Annotated in this window: 14 protein-coding genes; 12 read left to right on the forward strand and 2 right to left on the reverse strand. The window is 71.1% G+C overall.

From position 1 onward, the window contains the following. Positions 1 to 121: 121 nt before the first annotated feature. On the forward strand, positions 122 to 544 hold the full coding sequence (locus tag VFX14_17000; protein ID HEU5191385.1) for a PPOX class F420-dependent oxidoreductase: 423 nt from the start codon (positions 122 to 124) through the stop codon (positions 542 to 544). Positions 545 to 565: 21 nt separating this feature from the next. On the opposite strand, the gene VFX14_17005 is transcribed toward VFX14_17000, so the two are convergent. Next, positions 566 to 1,255 (reverse strand): DUF3047 domain-containing protein, encoded by a 690-nt coding sequence (locus tag VFX14_17005; protein ID HEU5191386.1) that lies wholly within the window; start codon positions 1,253 to 1,255, stop codon positions 566 to 568. Positions 1,256 to 1,296: 41 nt separating this feature from the next. Here VFX14_17005 and VFX14_17010 point away from each other — a divergent pair, with 41 nt between their 5' ends. The 11 genes from VFX14_17010 (at position 1,297) to VFX14_17060 (ending at position 15,090) form a co-directional block, all read left to right on the forward strand. Then, positions 1,297 to 1,821: an ATP-dependent Clp protease proteolytic subunit gene (locus VFX14_17010; protein ID HEU5191387.1), complete on the forward strand. Its 525-nt coding sequence runs from the start codon at positions 1,297 to 1,299 to the stop codon at positions 1,819 to 1,821. A 75-nt stretch (positions 1,822 to 1,896) separates the two neighbouring features. Then, on the forward strand, positions 1,897 to 2,949 hold the full coding sequence (locus tag VFX14_17015) for an extradiol ring-cleavage dioxygenase (GenBank protein HEU5191388.1): 1,053 nt from the start codon (positions 1,897 to 1,899) through the stop codon (positions 2,947 to 2,949). Beyond that, entirely contained in the window at positions 2,946 to 4,232 is a 1,287-nt protein-coding gene (locus tag VFX14_17020) for a Rieske 2Fe-2S domain-containing protein (protein ID HEU5191389.1), read from the forward strand. The genes VFX14_17015 and VFX14_17020 overlap by 4 nt, the downstream gene beginning before the upstream one ends. Next, a complete protein-coding gene (locus VFX14_17025) occupies positions 4,229 to 5,320 on the forward strand; it encodes an extracellular solute-binding protein (GenBank protein ID HEU5191390.1) in 1,092 nt (363 codons plus the stop codon). The genes VFX14_17020 and VFX14_17025 overlap by 4 nt, the downstream gene beginning before the upstream one ends. Before the next feature lie 80 nt (positions 5,321 to 5,400). Continuing rightward, entirely contained in the window at positions 5,401 to 6,462 is a 1,062-nt protein-coding gene (locus tag VFX14_17030; protein HEU5191391.1) for an ABC transporter ATP-binding protein, read from the forward strand. Further along, on the forward strand, positions 6,450 to 8,180 hold the full coding sequence (locus VFX14_17035) for an iron ABC transporter permease (protein ID HEU5191392.1): 1,731 nt from the start codon (positions 6,450 to 6,452) through the stop codon (positions 8,178 to 8,180). The genes VFX14_17030 and VFX14_17035 overlap by 13 nt, the downstream gene beginning before the upstream one ends. Before the next feature lie 10 nt (positions 8,181 to 8,190). Then, entirely contained in the window at positions 8,191 to 8,991 is an 801-nt protein-coding gene (locus tag VFX14_17040) for an SDR family oxidoreductase (GenBank protein ID HEU5191393.1), read from the forward strand. Further along, positions 8,991 to 10,082, forward strand: a complete 1,092-nt coding sequence (locus VFX14_17045) for a hypothetical protein (GenBank protein HEU5191394.1) — start codon at positions 8,991 to 8,993, stop codon at positions 10,080 to 10,082. The genes VFX14_17040 and VFX14_17045 overlap by 1 nt, the downstream gene beginning before the upstream one ends. Next, positions 10,079 to 10,861: an adenylate/guanylate cyclase domain-containing protein gene (locus VFX14_17050; GenBank protein HEU5191395.1), complete on the forward strand. Its 783-nt coding sequence runs from the start codon at positions 10,079 to 10,081 to the stop codon at positions 10,859 to 10,861. The genes VFX14_17045 and VFX14_17050 overlap by 4 nt, the downstream gene beginning before the upstream one ends. A gap of 255 nt (positions 10,862 to 11,116) precedes the next feature. Further along, positions 11,117 to 12,724 carry a hypothetical protein gene (locus VFX14_17055; GenBank protein ID HEU5191396.1) on the forward strand — a complete coding sequence of 536 codons (1,608 nt, stop codon included), beginning with the start codon at positions 11,117 to 11,119 and terminating at the stop codon, positions 12,722 to 12,724. 131 nt (positions 12,725 to 12,855) lie between these two features. Then, on the forward strand, positions 12,856 to 15,090 hold the full coding sequence (locus VFX14_17060) for a trehalose-6-phosphate synthase (protein HEU5191397.1): 2,235 nt from the start codon (positions 12,856 to 12,858) through the stop codon (positions 15,088 to 15,090). 13 nt (positions 15,091 to 15,103) lie between these two features. Here the strand turns inward: VFX14_17060 and VFX14_17065 are convergent, their stop codons facing one another. Further along, the gene (locus tag VFX14_17065; protein ID HEU5191398.1) at positions 15,104 to 15,505 is read right to left on the reverse strand and encodes a hypothetical protein; all 402 of its coding nucleotides are present in this window, start codon (positions 15,503 to 15,505) and stop codon (positions 15,104 to 15,106) included. Positions 15,506 to 15,575 lie beyond the last annotated feature (70 nt).

Raw genomic sequence — 15,575 nt, forward strand, 5'->3', positions numbered from 1 at the left:
CCGCGGAAGAGAGTCAGGGACCAGACCGTGAATGGCTGGACTCTACCACGGAGGCAGGCAAGATGAAGTCCATGCGACCCGCTGCCGAGATTCGAATCCGCTGACCAGGGGAGGAGCCATCATGGCCGAGACGCTGTCCGCCGAAGCGAAGGCGCTGATCGACCGTCCCAATTTCGCTCATCTCTCCACGCTGATGCCCGACGGCTCGCCGCTGAGCACGCCGGTGTGGGTAGCGCGCGAGGGCGATCGCCTGATCGTCTGCACCAGCGAGGGCTCGTTGAAGGGACGCAACACCAAGCGCGATCCTCGCGTGGCCCTCTCCATCGTGGACTTCGGCAACCCCTACGAGGAGATCCAGCTCCGCGGACGGGTGGTCGAGCGCCGGCCCGACCCCGACCTTAAGACCATGGATCCGGTGTCGCACAAGTACATCGGCAAGCCGTTCCCGATGCGGAGCTACGAGGGCCGCGTGGCGCTGGTGGTCCAGGTGGACAAGGCGAAGTACACGAAGCTGCCGTTCGAGCACACGCCGCCCAAGCGCTGAGCCGGCCCGGCGGCGCGCCCGCTAGGCGGTGAAGGCGATGCGCCCGAACCGGGCCTCGGCGCTCGTGCGCGTGTCGTTGGTGTCGATGGATAGCGCAATGGCGCCGGGCGCCTCCGGCGCCTCGCCGAAGATCCGCCGGTAGTCCGCCACCACGTCGTGACGCTCGTCCGTCCAGCGGCCGAGCCCGGTCTCGCCGGATCGCGCCACCACGAAGGTCACCGTGCCGGTCTTGGTGCTTTTCACGATCGTGCCGGTGGGCAGCGCCGGGTCCCACACGTAGCCCAGGAGGCGCGAGCGCAGCAGGGCGGGGAAGCGCGGCCAGATCACGAAGATGTGACCGGTGGCGTCCGAGGTCGCGCGCTCGCGGAGATCGGCGCCCCGGGGCAGGCTCACGACCCTCCACGCCCAGGTGAGGATCGGCGTCACCGCGAGGTCCACGTGCAGCGCGTGGGCGATCGTGGAGTGGTCGCCCGCGCTGCGGAGCGTCAGGGCGCGGCGACCCTCGTCCTCCACCACGGTGAAGTCGTAGGCGGGGTGGCCGTGTGGCGTCTCGTACTTCTCCCAGCCCGGCGGCACGCCGTGGGCCCCAAGGGTCGCCCCGCTCCAGTCCTCGACGGTGGAGGGGGCGGCCGCGGCCGGCCCCATGCGCGCGAGGGGGCGCGCCAAGGCAGCCAACGTCGACGTGATGAGCAGCGCGCGCCGCGAGAGCATCCTTCAGTCAGCGTAGCAGAGTGCGGTGTAGGCTTCGGGGCATGGGCCTCGGGGAATGGCTCGACGCGCAGCTGTTCGAGCGGCGCATCGTGACGCTGACGGGCCCGCTCGACGACGGCGCGGCGACCCGGGCCGCGGGGGCGCTGACCGCGCTGGACGCCGACGGCGTCGAGCCCATCGAGCTCCACCTCGACAGTCCCGACGGTGCGCTCGGGGCGGCCTTCCTCGTGATCGACACGGTCGGCCTGCTGCGGGCCCCCGTCCGCGTCCGCTGCCGCGGCCAGGTCGGCGGCCCTGCCATCGGGATCCTGGCCGCCGCCGAGCGGCGGATGGCGGGGGCGCACGCTCGCTTCCGCCTCGCCCAACCCACCGCGCGCTTCACGGGGACGCCGGCGGAGCTCGAATCACGGAACCGGGAGCAGCAGGACCTCCTCTGGCGGCTGTACGCCCTGGTCGGCCGGCGGTGCCACCGCCCTGCCGAGGAGGTGGCCGAGGACATGCGCCGCGGGCGCTACCTGGATGCGGCCGAGGCCCTCGCCTATGGCCTCCTCGACGAGGTGGTTTGACAAGCGCGCGCGTGGCAGCCTAGCATCGGCCAGGCATCCGCGCGCCGGCCGCTCCGGACTCCCAGGAGGCATCACGTGGGCGAGATTCTCGGCTTGGGCATGACCCATTACCCGCCGCTCATCAGCCATGACCAGAACATGGCCGACATCCTCCGCGCGATCATGAAGGACCCCGGCCTGCCGGAGCGCTACCGGGATCCGTCCGGCTGGCCCGAGCCCATGCGGCGCGAGTACGCGGGCGACGGCGGCACCGCGGCGGCGGCCGGCCACCGCGCGAGCCTGCTGCGGCATTTCCGCCACGCGCGGAGGCTCCTCGACGAGTTCCGCCCCGACGTGGTGGTGATCTGGGGCGACGATCAGCACGAGAACTTCACCGCCGACATCATTCCGCCCTTCTGCGTGCTCGCCTACGATCAGATCGAGGCCAGGCACCGCAAGCGCGACGCGGGGAGCAATGTCTGGGGCGAGACCGAGGACACCACCTTCCGCCTTCGCGGGCACCGCGAGGCGGGGAAGTTCCTCGCGCGGCGCCTGCTCGAGGGGGGCGTGGACATGTCCTACGCCTACGCGCCGCTCCACCATCAGGGGCTCGCCCACGCCTTCCTCAACACCGTCTTCTACCTCGACTACGATCGCGTGGGCTTTCCCTACCCGATCGTGGCCTTCCAGGTGAACTGCTACGGCCGCCGCGTGATCGCCCAGAAGGGCTTCCGCGCGAGCATGGCGAAGCCTCTCGCCGAGGCGGAGCTCGATCCGCCCTCGCCGTCGCCGAAGCGCTGCATGGAGGTGGGCGCGGCCACCGCGCTCGCCCTTCGCGAGAGCCCCTGGCGGGTGGCGCTGATCGCGTCGTCGAGCTGGTCGCACGCCTTCCTCACCGACAAGCACCATCAGCTCTACCCCGACATCGAGGCGGACCGCCGGCTCTACGAGGCTCTCCGACGCGGCGACTACGAGGCCTGGCGCGCCCGCACGCTCGCCGAGGTCGAGGACTCCGGGCAGCAGGAGATGCTCAACTGGTACATGCTCGCCGGCGCCATGGAGGCGCTCGGCCGCAAGCCCGACGAGTGCGACTTCATCGAGACGTGGATCTTCAACTCCAACAAGTGCTTCGCGGTGTACAAGCCATGACGACGACGGCGAATCCTCCGACCACCGCCCCCGCGCCCGCGATGCCGCGGCTCTCCGGCGACATCCGTCACCTCATCCCGACGCTGGGCCTCAAGGAGTACTGGTATCCCGCCATCGAGGACCGGAAGGTCGGGGCGCGCAAGCCCGTGAAGGTCTCGCTGCTCGGCGAGGAGCTTTGTCTCTTCCGCGGCGCCACCGGCGCCGTCGCGGCCATTGGGGACATCTGCCCGCATCGCGGGGCGCGGCTCAGCGAGGGCGACTGCCACTATCGCGGCACGGTGGCCTGCCCCTATCACGGCTGGGTCTACGACGAGAGCGGGAAAAACGTGGCCGTGCTATCCGAGGGTCCGGACTCCGGCGTGTGCGGCAAGCCGGGCACGGAAGCGCGGATGTACCCCACGCGGACGCTGAAGGGCCTCGTCTTCGTGTGGATGGGCCAGGGCGAGCCCGCGCCCATCGAGGAGGACGTGCCGGAGGAGTTCTTCGACGCCGATGCGCTGGTGCAGGTGGGCCTCGTGTACTGGAAGTGCAACTGGGAGGTCGCCCTCGAGAACTCGATGGACTCGCACGTGAACTACGTCCACCGAAACGCGGTGGTGGTGGCGCGGGGCGGCTTCATCGCTCGCGGCGCCCAGGGCGAGCACCCCATCTTCGTGGGCAACGGCTTCGGCGGCGACGTGGCCGAGTCGAACTACATGCGGAGGAGCCCCGCCTTCGACATCTATCCGAACGGCTGGCGCTGGCCCAAGACGAACTACCGGCGCGTCTGGACCTGGATCACCCGGCCCCTCGCCGACCGCGCGCGGCGGAACATCCCGCCGCCGCGCACCGCGCGCTGGTGCGGCGGACATCACCTGCCCGGCATGTTTCGCGCGGAGTTCGGCTGGGACCTCTACACGCGCATGTGCGTGCCGGTGGAGGAGCACCTCACGCGCGTGTACTACTACCACTGCACGCGGCCGAAGAACGCGTGGCGGCGGCTGTGGGACCGCGTGGCCTACGCCACGATCCGGCGCTGGATCATCGAGTACAACTTCTCCCGTCAGGACGAGCGCGTCATGCTGAACCAGCGCTATGACACGCCGGAGAAGCTCTCGGGCACGGACGCGGAGGTCATCGCCTGGCGCCGGCTCGTGGTGACCAAGCACCACGGCGGTCGGCGCGCGCCGTTCGAGTACCGCAATCCCGACGGGCTCGACCCCGACCAGGTGCCGATCGAGCGCGTCTCCGTGCGCTATCTCCAGGATGGGGCGCGTCGGAATGGAGGAGGCGCGCGCGCATGATCAGCCGCCGGCGGTTCCTCGGCGGGCTGGCCGCGGGCGGCGCCGCGGCGGCGCTCGGTCCCGCGGGACGCGCGCACGCGCAGTCGGCGGACTGGGCGTCGGTGGTGGCGGCGGCGAAGAAGGAGGCCAAGGTCGTCGTCAACACCTTCCCCGGCGACGGCTACAAGCGGGCGCTCAAGGCCTTCGCCACCGCCTATCCCGAGGTCAAGGTCGAGCACACGAGCCTGCACTCGCAGGACTTCGCCCCCCGCATCGTCCAGGAGCGCCAGGCCAATCTCTTCACGTGGGACGTGGCGCTGATTCCCACCAGCACCGCGCTGCAGGTGCTGCGGCCCGCCGGTGTGTGGGATCCGGTGCGCCCGGCCATCCTCCTGCCCGAGGTGAAGGACGGCTGGGAAGGCGGCTTCGAGCGCGGCTTCGGCCTCGTGAAGGACCGCGCGCTCTGCTACGGCTTCGTCGCGGTGCGGGGCGGCGGCGTCACCATCAACACCGACATGGTGAAGGAGAGCGAGGTCCGCGGCCTCAAGGATCTCCTCGACCCCCGGTGGAAGGGCAAGCTCCTGCTGCCCGACGTGCGCGTGATGGGCGACACCTTCTGGCCGATGACCGCCGCCCGCCTCAGCATGGGCGACGACATCATCAAGAAGCTCTTCGTGGACCAGGAGCCGGTGCTGAGCCGCGACAACCGCCAGGTGGCGGAGTTCATGGTGCGCGGCCGCTATCCCATCGCGCTCGGCGTGAACCCGCAGATCCTCGCCACCTACCAGAAGCAGGGGCTCGCCAAGAACCTGAAGCTCCTGCACCTGAACGAGATGTCCACGCAGAGCTCGAGCTCCAGCACGATCTGGCTCGTGAACCGCGCCCCCCACCCCGCCGCGGCGAAGGTGTTCATCAACTGGCTCCTCACCAAGGATGCGCAGGTCGTGTGGGCCAAGGAAGTGGAGACGAACAGCCGGCGCAGCGGCATCGAGCCGGGTCACCCGCTGTACGTGGTGCCGCCGGACGCCAAGTTCATGCAGATCGACGCCGAGGAGAACCTGCCCGAGGTCGTGAAGACGCAGGACATCGCCAAGACCGTCATGAAGTAGGCCGTCCGAGCCTCTTCGCCAGAGCTCCCCCCAGGGCCGCCGCGATCGAACCCGTCCTCACGCTCGACGACGTCAGCAAGGTGTTCGCGCCGCACGTGGCGGTGGACCGCGCCACGCTCGATGTCCGGCGCGGCGAGGTGTTCACGCTCCTGGGGCCCAGTGGCTGCGGCAAGACGACCACGCTACGCCTGGTGGCCGGCCTCGAGCGCCCCGACGGCGGCGAGATCATGCTTCGCGGCCGAGTCGTGGCCTCGGTCCCGCGGCGGGTCTTCGTGCCGCCGAACCGCCGCAACCTCGGCATGGTGTTCCAGTCGTACGCGATCTGGCCCCACATGAGCGTGTTCGACAACGTCGCCTACCCCCTGACCTTGCGGGGGCTCGGGCGGGCCGAGGTGCGTGAGCGGGTCGCGCGAGTCCTGGATCTGGTGGGGCTCAGCGGCACCGAGGCGCGGGCGGCCACGCTCCTGAGCGGCGGGCAGATGCAGCGCCTCGCCCTCTGCCGCGCCCTCGTCTACGAGCCCGACCTCCTACTGCTCGACGAGCCCTTCAGCAATCTCGACGCGAAGCTCCGCGAGCAGATGCGTCACGAGCTGCGCCTGCTCCAACGGCGGCTCGGCATCACCGTGCTCTTCGTCACCCACGACCAGATCGAGGCGCTGAGCCTCTCCGACCGTATCGCGGTGATGCAGCGCGGTCGGGTGGAGCAGGTGGGGCCGCCGCGCAGCCTCTACGAAGCGCCCGCCTCGGCCTTCGTGCGCGACTTCGTGGGCTCGACGGTGATCCTGCGCGGCCGGGTGAGCGGGCAGACGCCGGGCCGGCTGACCGTGGCGCTGGACGGCGCGCTCCGGGGACGCCACGTCGCCGGCCGCTCCATGGCGGCCATCGCGGTGGCGACGGGCGCGGAGGTGCACGTGGCTATCCGGCCCGAGGACATCGAGGTCGACGTCGTCCGGCCGGAGAGCGAGCCGCTGCCCGGCACCATCGATACCCTTCTCTTCGTGGGCGACCGCTACGAGGCGCGGGTGAGCCTGGGTGCGGAGCAGCGGATCGTGCTCCTGCTGCCCCGCACGCGCGAGTGGAAGGAGGGGCAGGCGGTGTCGCTCGGGCTCCCGCCCGATACGGTGAGCGTGTGGCCGGCGTAGTCGTCCCCGGCACCGCCCGCCCCGCGTGGCGAATCGACACCGGTGCCCTCGCCTGCAGCGGCGTGCTCGCCCTCGTGGCGTTCGGGGTGGTGTACCCGGTGCTGCTCGTGGTGCTCCAGAGCTTCCAGACCGCGCTGCCCGGCCAGCCTGCGCGCCTCGGCCTCGACGGCTGGCGTGCCGCGCTGGGCGAGCCCGCCCTGCGGAGCTCGCTGTGGAACACGCTGACGGTCACGGTGGCGCGGCAGCTCATCACGCTCCCGCTCGCGGTCTTCGTGGCCTGGCTGCTCGCGCGGACGGATCTGCCGGGCCGGCGCGGGATCGAGTTCGCTTTCTGGGCGGCCTTCTTCCTGCCGCCCCTGACGGTGACGCTGTCCTGGATCCTCCTACTCGACCCGGAGTACGGCCTCGTCAACGCCGCGCTGGCCACGGTGCCCGTGGTGGGCGCGCGGCTCGGCAAGGGCCCGTTCGACATCTATTCCTTCTGGGGCATCGTCTGGATCCACGTCATCACGGGCTCGCTCACCGTGAAGGTGATCCTGCTCACGCCGGCCTTCCGGAAGATGAACGCGGCGTTCGAGGAGGCGTCACGGGTGGCGGGGGCGGGCACGCTCCGCACCGCGCTGCGCATCACGGTGCCGGTGATGGCGCCGGTGATCCTCTCCGTGCTGCTGCTGGGCACCATGGTGTCGCTCCAGACCTTCGAGGTGGAGCAGGTGCTGGGCACGCCCTTCCGCTTCTTCGTCTTCAGCACCACGATCTACGACCTCCTGGTGACGCGCGTGCCCCGCTACGACGCGGCCACCGCCCTGGCGGTGCTCGTGCTCGCCGCCACGCTGCCGCTCATCGTGGCCCAGCAATGGGCGATGCGGGGCCGGCGCTACACGACGGTGACCGGCCAGTTCCAGAGCCGGGTGCACGCGCTGGGGGCGTGGCGGTGGCCCGCCCTTGCCTTCGCGCTCGCCCTGGTGGCGATCGTCCTGGGCGTGCCGGTGGTGTTCGCCCTGCTCGGCACCTTCATGAAGCTCTTCGGCTTCTTCAACGTGCCCGAGCCCTGGACGCTCGACAACTGGCGCACCGTGCTGAGCGACGACCTCTTCGCCAGCTCGCTCCGCAACACCGTGATCCTCGCCCTGGGCACTGCGGTGGCGGCCGTCCTGCTCCACTCGCTGATCGCCTACATCGCGGTGCGCACGCGCTACGCGGGCCGCCGGCTCCTCGACTTCATCTCGTGGCTGCCCTTCACGGTGCCCGGGGTCATCCTGGGCCTGGCGCTGCTCTGGCTGTTTCTCGGCACGCCGTTCCTGCGGCCGCTCTACGGCACCACCGCGGCGCTGATCGTGGCCGGGCTCATCTCGGGGATGCCGCTGGGCGTGCAGATCATCAAGAGCGGGCTCATGCAGCTCGGCGGCGAGCTGGAGGAGGCCTCGCGCATCGCCGGAGCCTCGTGGTGGACGACGTACCGCCGCATCGTTCTCCGCCTCATGGCGCCGACTCTGATGGCGGTGGGCATGATCACGTTCGTCGGCGCGGCGCGGAACATCGCGAATGTCGCGCTCCTCAGCACCACCGCCAACCGCCCCCTCGCCATCCTCCAGCTCGACTACATCGCGCAGAAGAAGCTCGAGGAAGCAGTGGTCATCGCCAGCATCATCATGCTGATCTCGCTGGCCGGCGCGCTCGTCGCCTACGTCCTGGGCGTGCGCGGCAACGTCGGCTGAGGAGCCGCGCGTGAAGCTCGAGGGCAAGGTCGCGATGGTGACGGGGACGAGCCCGAACATCGGCGCCGGCATCGCCGGCGGGCTCGCGGACGAGGGCGCCCGGATCGTGTGCGTGGACGTGAGCGCGGATAACGCGCGCGAGTGCGCGGCCTGGATTGCCGGCCGGGGGGGCCAGGCCGTCGGGGTGGCCTGCGACGTGTCGGACGAGGCGCAGGTGCAGGCCGCGGTGGCGCGGGCCCGCGAGGCCTACGGCGGAGTCGATGTCCTCGTGAACAATGCTGGTATCCTGGGCGGGCAGAGCGTGCTCGATATGCCCGTGGAGCGCTGGAGCCGGCAGCTCGCGGTCAATCTCACCGGCACCTTTCTCTGCACCAAGCACGTCGCTCGGCTCATGGTCGAGCGCGGGACACGGGGGAGCATCATCGTGATCGGCTCGACGGCCGGCCATCAGGGCCAGCCCGGCAACATCGGCTACTGCACGAGCAAGAGCGGGCTGCTGAACTTCACGCGGGCCGCCGCCATGGACCTGGCGCGGCACGGGATCCGCGTCAACAGCCTTACCCCCACCGCCACCGACGTGGAAGAAGGGCTCGCGCGCGCCGAGGCCTGGGGCCGGCCGCCCGCGGAGCGGCGCCCGCGGCTGCTCGACTTCGCCCGGATGATCCCCACCGGCGCGCTGCCCAGCCCGCGGCACTACGCGCGCGCCGCGGTGTTCCTCGCCTCCGACGACGCGGAGATGATCACCGGCATGGATCTCCGGGTGGACGCCGGGGCCATCGCGAAGTACTGGCCGTGGGTGCCGAGCGCCTGATGGCCACCGCGCTCGATCACGTCGCCTGGGAACCGTGCCCCTTCGAGCCGCAGCGGGACCGCGCCCTCGAAACATACGCCCGCCGCAAGCAGCGCATGCCCAACCCCGCCCTGGCCTACTTCGCGCCGGTGCCGTGGTTCGCCCGCGCCCTGGTCGACCTGCATCCGGAGTACGGTCTCCTGCTGCGACTGGACTACGAAGTCATGGACCTGGTCCAGCTCGTGGTGAGCCAGGAGAACTCCTGCCGGTTCTGCTATGCCGCGGTGCGGGCGATGCTCTGGGCGCAGGGCATGAGCCGGGCGCGCATCGAGCGCATCGAGCAGGATCTCGCGCGGGCCGATTTGCCGCCCCGCACGCTGGCCGCGATCGCTTTCGGGCGAAGCCAGTCGCGCACGGGCCCGGCGGGCGCGGCCGCCGCGCGCGAGGCGCTGGCGCGGGCGGGGGTCGGGGCGGAAGAGATGCGGGAGATCGCCTTTGCGGTCGCCCTCACCGACTTCAGCAACCGCGCGCACTCGATCGCCGCCATTCCCAGCCGGCCGATGGAGCGCATGCCGGAGCAGCTCCACGTGCGGCTGATGCGGCCCCTGATGAATCTCATGCTCCGGCGGAGCCGCTTCCACGGCCAGCGCACGCCGGAGGGGGCTGCCTCCGTCCCCCCGCACTCGCGCCTCGTGCGCGCGTACGAGGGCTCACCGATCGCAGCGGCTCTCGGCCGGACCCTCGAGGCCTTGTGGGCCTCGCCCGTGCTGACCCGTCGCTGCAAGCTGCTCATCTTCGCCGTCGTCTCTCGGGGCCTCTCGTGCCAGACGTGCCCGCACGAGATCGTCAGCGGTCTTCGGCGGGAGGGCATCTCGGATGCGACGGTCGCCCAGGTCCTCACCCATCTCGACGCGCCCGAGCTCGACCCCGTCGAGCGGCTGCTCGTCCCGTTCGCGCGGGAGACCATCTGGTACGAGCCGGCGACGATCCAGCGCCGCGTCCGCGCGCTTCGCGAGCAGCTCGCCAAACCCCAGCTCCTCGAGGCGATCGGGGTGGCCTCGCTCGCCAACGGCCTCTGCCGGCTCGGCGCCATGGTCGTGGACGCCCCGTGATTCGCGGGGCCCTGGTCGGGGCGGCGCTCATCGTGCTTGCCGCGCTTGCCGGGGCGCTCTACCAGCAATGGCGGCGGGCGGCGGGGCTCCGCCTCCAGCTCGACGCCGCCACCCTCGAGCTCCAGCAGCTCCAGGTCGCCTGCTCGCGGCTGGCGCCCGCCGGCGTGGTGCAGCGTCTCGTGGCCGACGGCACCACGCCGAGCGCGGAAGCCACCGCCGAGCGCAAGGTCGCCACCGCGCTGTTCGCCGACCTCGTGGGCTACACCGCCATGAGCGAGCGGCTGGAGCCCGCGGTGCTGGCCCGGGTTCTCAACGGTTACTTCCAGCGCATGAGCGATGCCATCCATCAGCACCGCGGGCATGTGTCCACCTTCCTCGGTGACGGCATCCTTGCCTACTTCGGCGCGATACAGCCGAATCCCTGGCAGTGCGACGACGCCGTGCGCGCGGCGCTCGCGATGCGGGCGGCGCTCGAGGCGTACAACGTCGAGCTGACCGCCGAGGGACTGCCCGCGCTCGCGCTCGGCGTCGGCATCCACCGCGGACCCGGGCTCGCGGGCCTGATCGGCGCGCGCGAGCGCATGGAGTACGGGTTCGTCGGTTCCACCGTGAACCTCGCCGCCCGTGTCCAGGGCCTGACCCGTGTCCATCAGGTGGACATCCTGGTCACCGAGGCGCTCCGCGCCGAGCTGGATCCGCACTTCGTCCTGACCCCCATGCCGCCGGAGACCGTGAAGGGTATCGTCGAGGCCGTCGTCACCTACGCCGTGAAGGGCTAAACCCGCTCCTCTGCGAAGTATTCGTACTACTTTTTAGTCCTCTTCATGCCGCACCCGCGTCATAGGCGCGCCCGATGCCGGGGCGCGATGCCCGCCTTGGACGCGCAGGCGCCCCCGGGGCAAATCAGGTAACCGCGCGTGATGCGATGACGCGCGGACCCCAGAGACCGATTGGACCGCTCGATGCACTCGTTCGCGCTCGGAAACCGACCGCGGCGGCGCCGCCCCGGACGCGGCGCACAAGGGGGAGGCGCCATGACTGAGCAGCTGGAGCTCCTCGGCAAGGTCGAGACATACGTGGGCGCGCTGTTCGTGGCCTTCTACGGATTCGAGCGGTTCCGGAAGCCGCCGGCCGAGCCCGGGGCGCGCGGGCTGGCCTACGCCAGCCGCGCCACCACCACCGCAGCGTCGTACTACACCGCGGTCATCCTCTACTGCGGGATCGGCGTCCTCCTCTACGGAGGCCTGCTCTTCTCCCCCTCCGTGCTCGAGAAGATCTGGGAGCTCGTGCCCCAGCTCGGGGCCGAGGTGCCGAGCGCGCTCCAGCAGTCGCCGTCCGTGGTCGTGGCGCTGCTGCTGACCGTGCTCCTGACCAAGGTGCCCGCCCTGGCCGCCCTCGACGACTTCGTGCGGGTGCGACTCCAGCACATGGCGGCGATCCCCTACGAGGTGCGCCGGCTCGCCGTGGAGCTCAAGCGCGCCGGGTTCCGGTCCGCGTCCGAGGACGAGTACGCGGAGATCATGCCCGGTCTCCTGGCCCGCGGCTTCGATGAGGTGGACCTCCGCTACGCGGCCGGGGACACCCTGCTCGGCCGCTGGCTCAGGCTGGCCACGCTGCTCCGGCGTGTCGAAGTGTGGGAGGCCGAGGGCGGGCTGCGCGAGTACTTCGTCGAGTGCCCGGGCGAGCTCGAAGCGCTGCGGGAGCGCTGCGAGGAGGTCGGCGTGAAGGTCGGGCGCGCCTACGGGCTCGGGCGCGGTCCCGAGGGCGAGGACGCGCGCACGCTCGCGACGCTCACCGCGTACCGCGAGGACGTGGCCGCCGCCGTCGAGGCGCTGCTGCGCGACGCGAACGACGCGATCAGCCGCGCCGTACTCCTCTGCGAGCTCACCGAGCACCGGCGCGCGCGCCGGCTCGGCGCGCTCGGCTTCGAGGTGGAGGTGCAGCCGGTGGGGCGCATTTCGCTCAACACCCTGATGCTCCTCTTCACGCTGGGCAGCGTGGTATTTCTCTTTGTCTTCAGCGTGATGCCGCACCGGCGGGCCGGGGAGACCCCCGTGGACCTGGTGCTCCGCTCGGTGATGATTGCGGCGATCTATTGCGTCTCGCTCTGGTGCGCGCTGGAGCCGAAGAGCCGCTGGCCGGCGGCGCGGCGGGCGCCGGGCGGGGGGCGTCCCTGGGCCGCCTATCTCCTGTGGTCGCTGGTCGCCGCGGTGGCGGGTGCGGCGGTGAGCCTGAGTGTGAAGGTCGTCTACTACGCTAAGCTCGGCTTCGGCGAAGCATGGGTGCGATTCGCGGAGGCACTGCCGTGGACCATCATGACCTTCGCGGTGGCCTACGCGGTCGCGGTGATGGCGGACGATGAGCCGGGCGACCTCGCGGCGATGCGGCTGGGTCACCGCTCGCTCCGGACGGTCGAGACGGTCGGCATGGTCGCCCTCATGGTGCCCACGTCGCTGCTCGTCTACCGGCTGCTCCTCGACACCCAGCCCATCGAGCGCATTCCCCCGCTGAGCCAGGTGCTGGCGACGGTCGTGATCGTGAGCGTGGCCATCGGCGCGCTGGTCCCGTCCTGGTACCGCCAGTCGCCGTCGACGAGCGACGCGCCGCGCCTGGCCGCGGCGCCCGCGCCGGCGGCCGGATGAGGCCCCGGAGCGGGCGCACGAAGCGGTTGTGGCTCGCCGGCTCTCACGCTAAATTCAGCCGTGGACGGGTATCCGATATCACATACAGATAGGTTGTGTGAGTGCCAGCTCCTCCGGCGGCGGCTCCGCCGATGAGAATCACCGCGCGCCTCGTCTTCGCCCTCTGCCTCGCGGTGGTCGTCGTGGTCGGCGGCTTCACGGCCCTGCAGATCCGCGAGGAGCGCGCCGGTCTCGAGCGCGATCTCCAGCGGCGCGCGGCGCTGCTCGCCGAGGGCCTCAAGGAGGCGGTGGGGCCGGTGCTGGGCGTCGGTGGACGCTCCACCGCGCCCGTCGAGCGCATCCTCAAGCGCTTCGGCCGCCCCAATCAGCTCGTGGCCGTCTACGACCAGATCGCGAATCCCATCGCCGTGGTGCCGGATGACGCGCGGCCGCGGGTGGCCGCGCTCCCCGAAGTCATCGAGTCGCTTTCGACCAGCTCGGTGCGACAGGGCTTCCGCGTGCTCGACGGGCGCGCGGTGTTCGTCTACGCGACGCCGCTCGATCGGAGCGAGCGGACGATCGGCGCCCTCGCGGTGGTCCTCGACGCCTCGAGCCTCGCCCAGGCGGAGAGGACGCTCTGGTGGCACAACGCCCTCCGCGTGCTCGTGCTCGCCCTCGTGCTGTCCGGCATCACCGTCCTGCTGCTGCGTCTCTCCGTGACGCAGCCGATGGCCCGCATGGCGGAGTGGACCAAGGCGCTCAAGGCGGGGCGCGCCGGCCCCCCGCCCGAGATCGCCGACGCGGGTCTCTTCGGGCCGCTCGCCCTCGAGGTGTCCGGGCTCGCGCGACGCCTCCACCGGGCGCAGGAGGCGGCCGAGCAGGAGGCCGCGCTCCGCCTGCGGGGCGAGACGATGTGGACGGAGGAGCGGCTGAAGCAGTTCGTGAACCTCCAGGTCGGCGGTCCCTTCTTCGTCGTGTCGAACCGGGAGCCGGTGAGCCACGTCCACAAGGACGGAAAGATCGTCCCGCAGACGCCGGCGAGCGGCCTCGTCACCGCCATGGAGCCAATCCTCCGCGCGTGCGGGGGCGTGTGGGTGGCGCATGGCAGCGGCTCCGCCGACCGCGAGTCCTCGGACGAGCGCGGCCGCCTCGGCGTGCCGGCGGACGATCCGCGCTACACGCTCCGGCGCGTCTGGCTGACACCGGAGGAGGAGCAGGGGTACTACTACAGCTTCGCCAACGAGGGGCTTTGGCCGCTGTGCCACATCGTGCACACGCGCCCGCAGTTCCGCCCGGAGGACTGGGAGCACTACAAGAACGTCAACCGGAAGTTCGCGCTCGCCCTGCTGGACGAGATGGAAGGCGTGGACACGCCGCTGGTCCTGATCCAGGACTATCACTTCGCGATGCTGCCCGCCTATGTGAAGGAGGCGCGGCCGGACGCGCGCGTGGCGATCTTCTGGCACATTCCGTGGCCGAACTTCGAGGCGTTCGGCATCTGCCCGTGGCAGCCCGAGATCCTGCAGGGGATGCTCGGCGCGGATCTCATCGGATTCCACACCCAGTACCACTGCAACAACTTCCTGGAAACGGTGGAGCGCGCCATCGAGTGCCGGGTGGACTGGGAGCGCTTCACGGTGACGCGCGGCCAGCGGGTCACCCAGGTGAAGCCGTTTCCCATCAGCGTCGCCACCGAGCCGCCCGACGTGCCGCCCACCACGCGCGCCCAGGTGCTCGCGGGGCTGGGGCTCTCGTCGATCGAGCTGCTGGGCGTGGGCGTCGAGCGCGTGGACTACACCAAGGGCCTCGTGGAGCGCTTCCGGGCCCTCGAGCGCTTCTTCGACCGTTATCCCGAGTACCGGGAGCGCGTCACGTTCGTCCAGGTCGCCTCCCCGAGCCGCAGCCTCATCAAGCGCTATCAGGACCTCCAGCGGGAAGTGCGCGACACCGTGATGGAGATCAACACCCGGCTCGCCACCAAGAGCTGGCGGCCGATCCTCTACCTCGACCGGCACCATGATCACTCCGAGATCGTGCCGCTCTACCGGCATGCGGACTTCTGCATGGTGACCTCGCTCCACGACGGCATGAATCTCGTCGCCAAGGAGTTCGTGGCCACGCGCGAGGACGAGCGCGGCGTGCTGATCCTGAGCCGCTTCACCGGCGCCGCCCGCGAGCTGACCGACGCGCTCGTGGTGAACCCCTACGATCTGGACGAGCTGGCGGAGAGCATTCGCACTGCCGTTGGCATGCCCCCCGAGGAGCAGCGCATCCGGATGGTGCGCATGCGCCAGACGGTGCGCGAGCGGAACATCTACTGGTGGGCGGGGCGGCTCCTGCGCGAGCTGTCGCGCATCCCGGAAGAAGCGCTGGGCAAGCTGCCGTAGCCCCGGCGGGCGGCTACTGGCGCGGGGGAGGGGGCGGGTTCGGGATCCAGACCCACTGATACGCGGTGGTCACGCCGTCGCCTCGCAGCACGTAGCGGCCGTTCGCGTACTGCACCACGTTCGCGGAAGAGGATGCGCTCCGGAAGGTCGTGCGCGCCGCCGGGGCGGGCGCGGTGTAGGCGGGCGCCGGCGCATAGCTGACGGGCGGCGGGGCGTAGAGCGGCGGCGGAGGCGCATAGACGGGCGGCACCGTCGCGGCGATGACGGTGCCCGCGACCACGATCGGCGCGAACACCGCGAACGTGGCGAGGCCCGCGATCGCGGCGCCGAGGCCCCAGCCGTGCGCCTCCGCCGCGGGCGCGGCGAAAGCCAGGAGCAGCCCGCCGAGGAGGACGACCGCGAGCACGCGTCGCATGGGGGAATTCCTACGCGCCGGCGCCGACGCCGTCAAGGCGCAGCGCGTGAAGGGTTTGCGCAGGGTGCGA

Source organism: Candidatus Methylomirabilota bacterium (assembly GCA_035764725.1).
Taxonomy (GTDB): domain Bacteria; phylum Methylomirabilota; class Methylomirabilia; order Rokubacteriales; family CSP1-6; genus DASRWT01.

Bases quoted from the DNA above. Each gene is read 5' to 3' on its own strand.
- VFX14_17025 (HEU5191390.1), top strand. From the start codon at position 4,229: ATGATCAGCCGCCGGCGGTTCCTCGGCGGGCTGGCCGCGGGCGGCGCC.
- VFX14_17055 (HEU5191396.1), top strand. From the start codon at position 11,117: ATGACTGAGCAGCTGGAGCTCCTCGGCAAGGTCGAGACATACGTGGGC.
- VFX14_17010 (HEU5191387.1), top strand. From the start codon at position 1,297: ATGGGCCTCGGGGAATGGCTCGACGCGCAGCTGTTCGAGCGGCGCATC.
- VFX14_17060 (HEU5191397.1), top strand. From the start codon at position 12,856: ATGAGAATCACCGCGCGCCTCGTCTTCGCCCTCTGCCTCGCGGTGGTC.
- VFX14_17005 (HEU5191386.1), bottom strand. From the start codon at position 1,255: ATGCTCTCGCGGCGCGCGCTGCTCATCACGTCGACGTTGGCTGCCTTG.
- VFX14_17000 (HEU5191385.1), top strand. From the start codon at position 122: ATGGCCGAGACGCTGTCCGCCGAAGCGAAGGCGCTGATCGACCGTCCC.
- VFX14_17045 (HEU5191394.1), top strand. From the start codon at position 8,991: ATGGCCACCGCGCTCGATCACGTCGCCTGGGAACCGTGCCCCTTCGAG.
- VFX14_17065 (HEU5191398.1), bottom strand. From the start codon at position 15,505: ATGCGACGCGTGCTCGCGGTCGTCCTCCTCGGCGGGCTGCTCCTGGCT.
- VFX14_17020 (HEU5191389.1), top strand. From the start codon at position 2,946: ATGACGACGACGGCGAATCCTCCGACCACCGCCCCCGCGCCCGCGATG.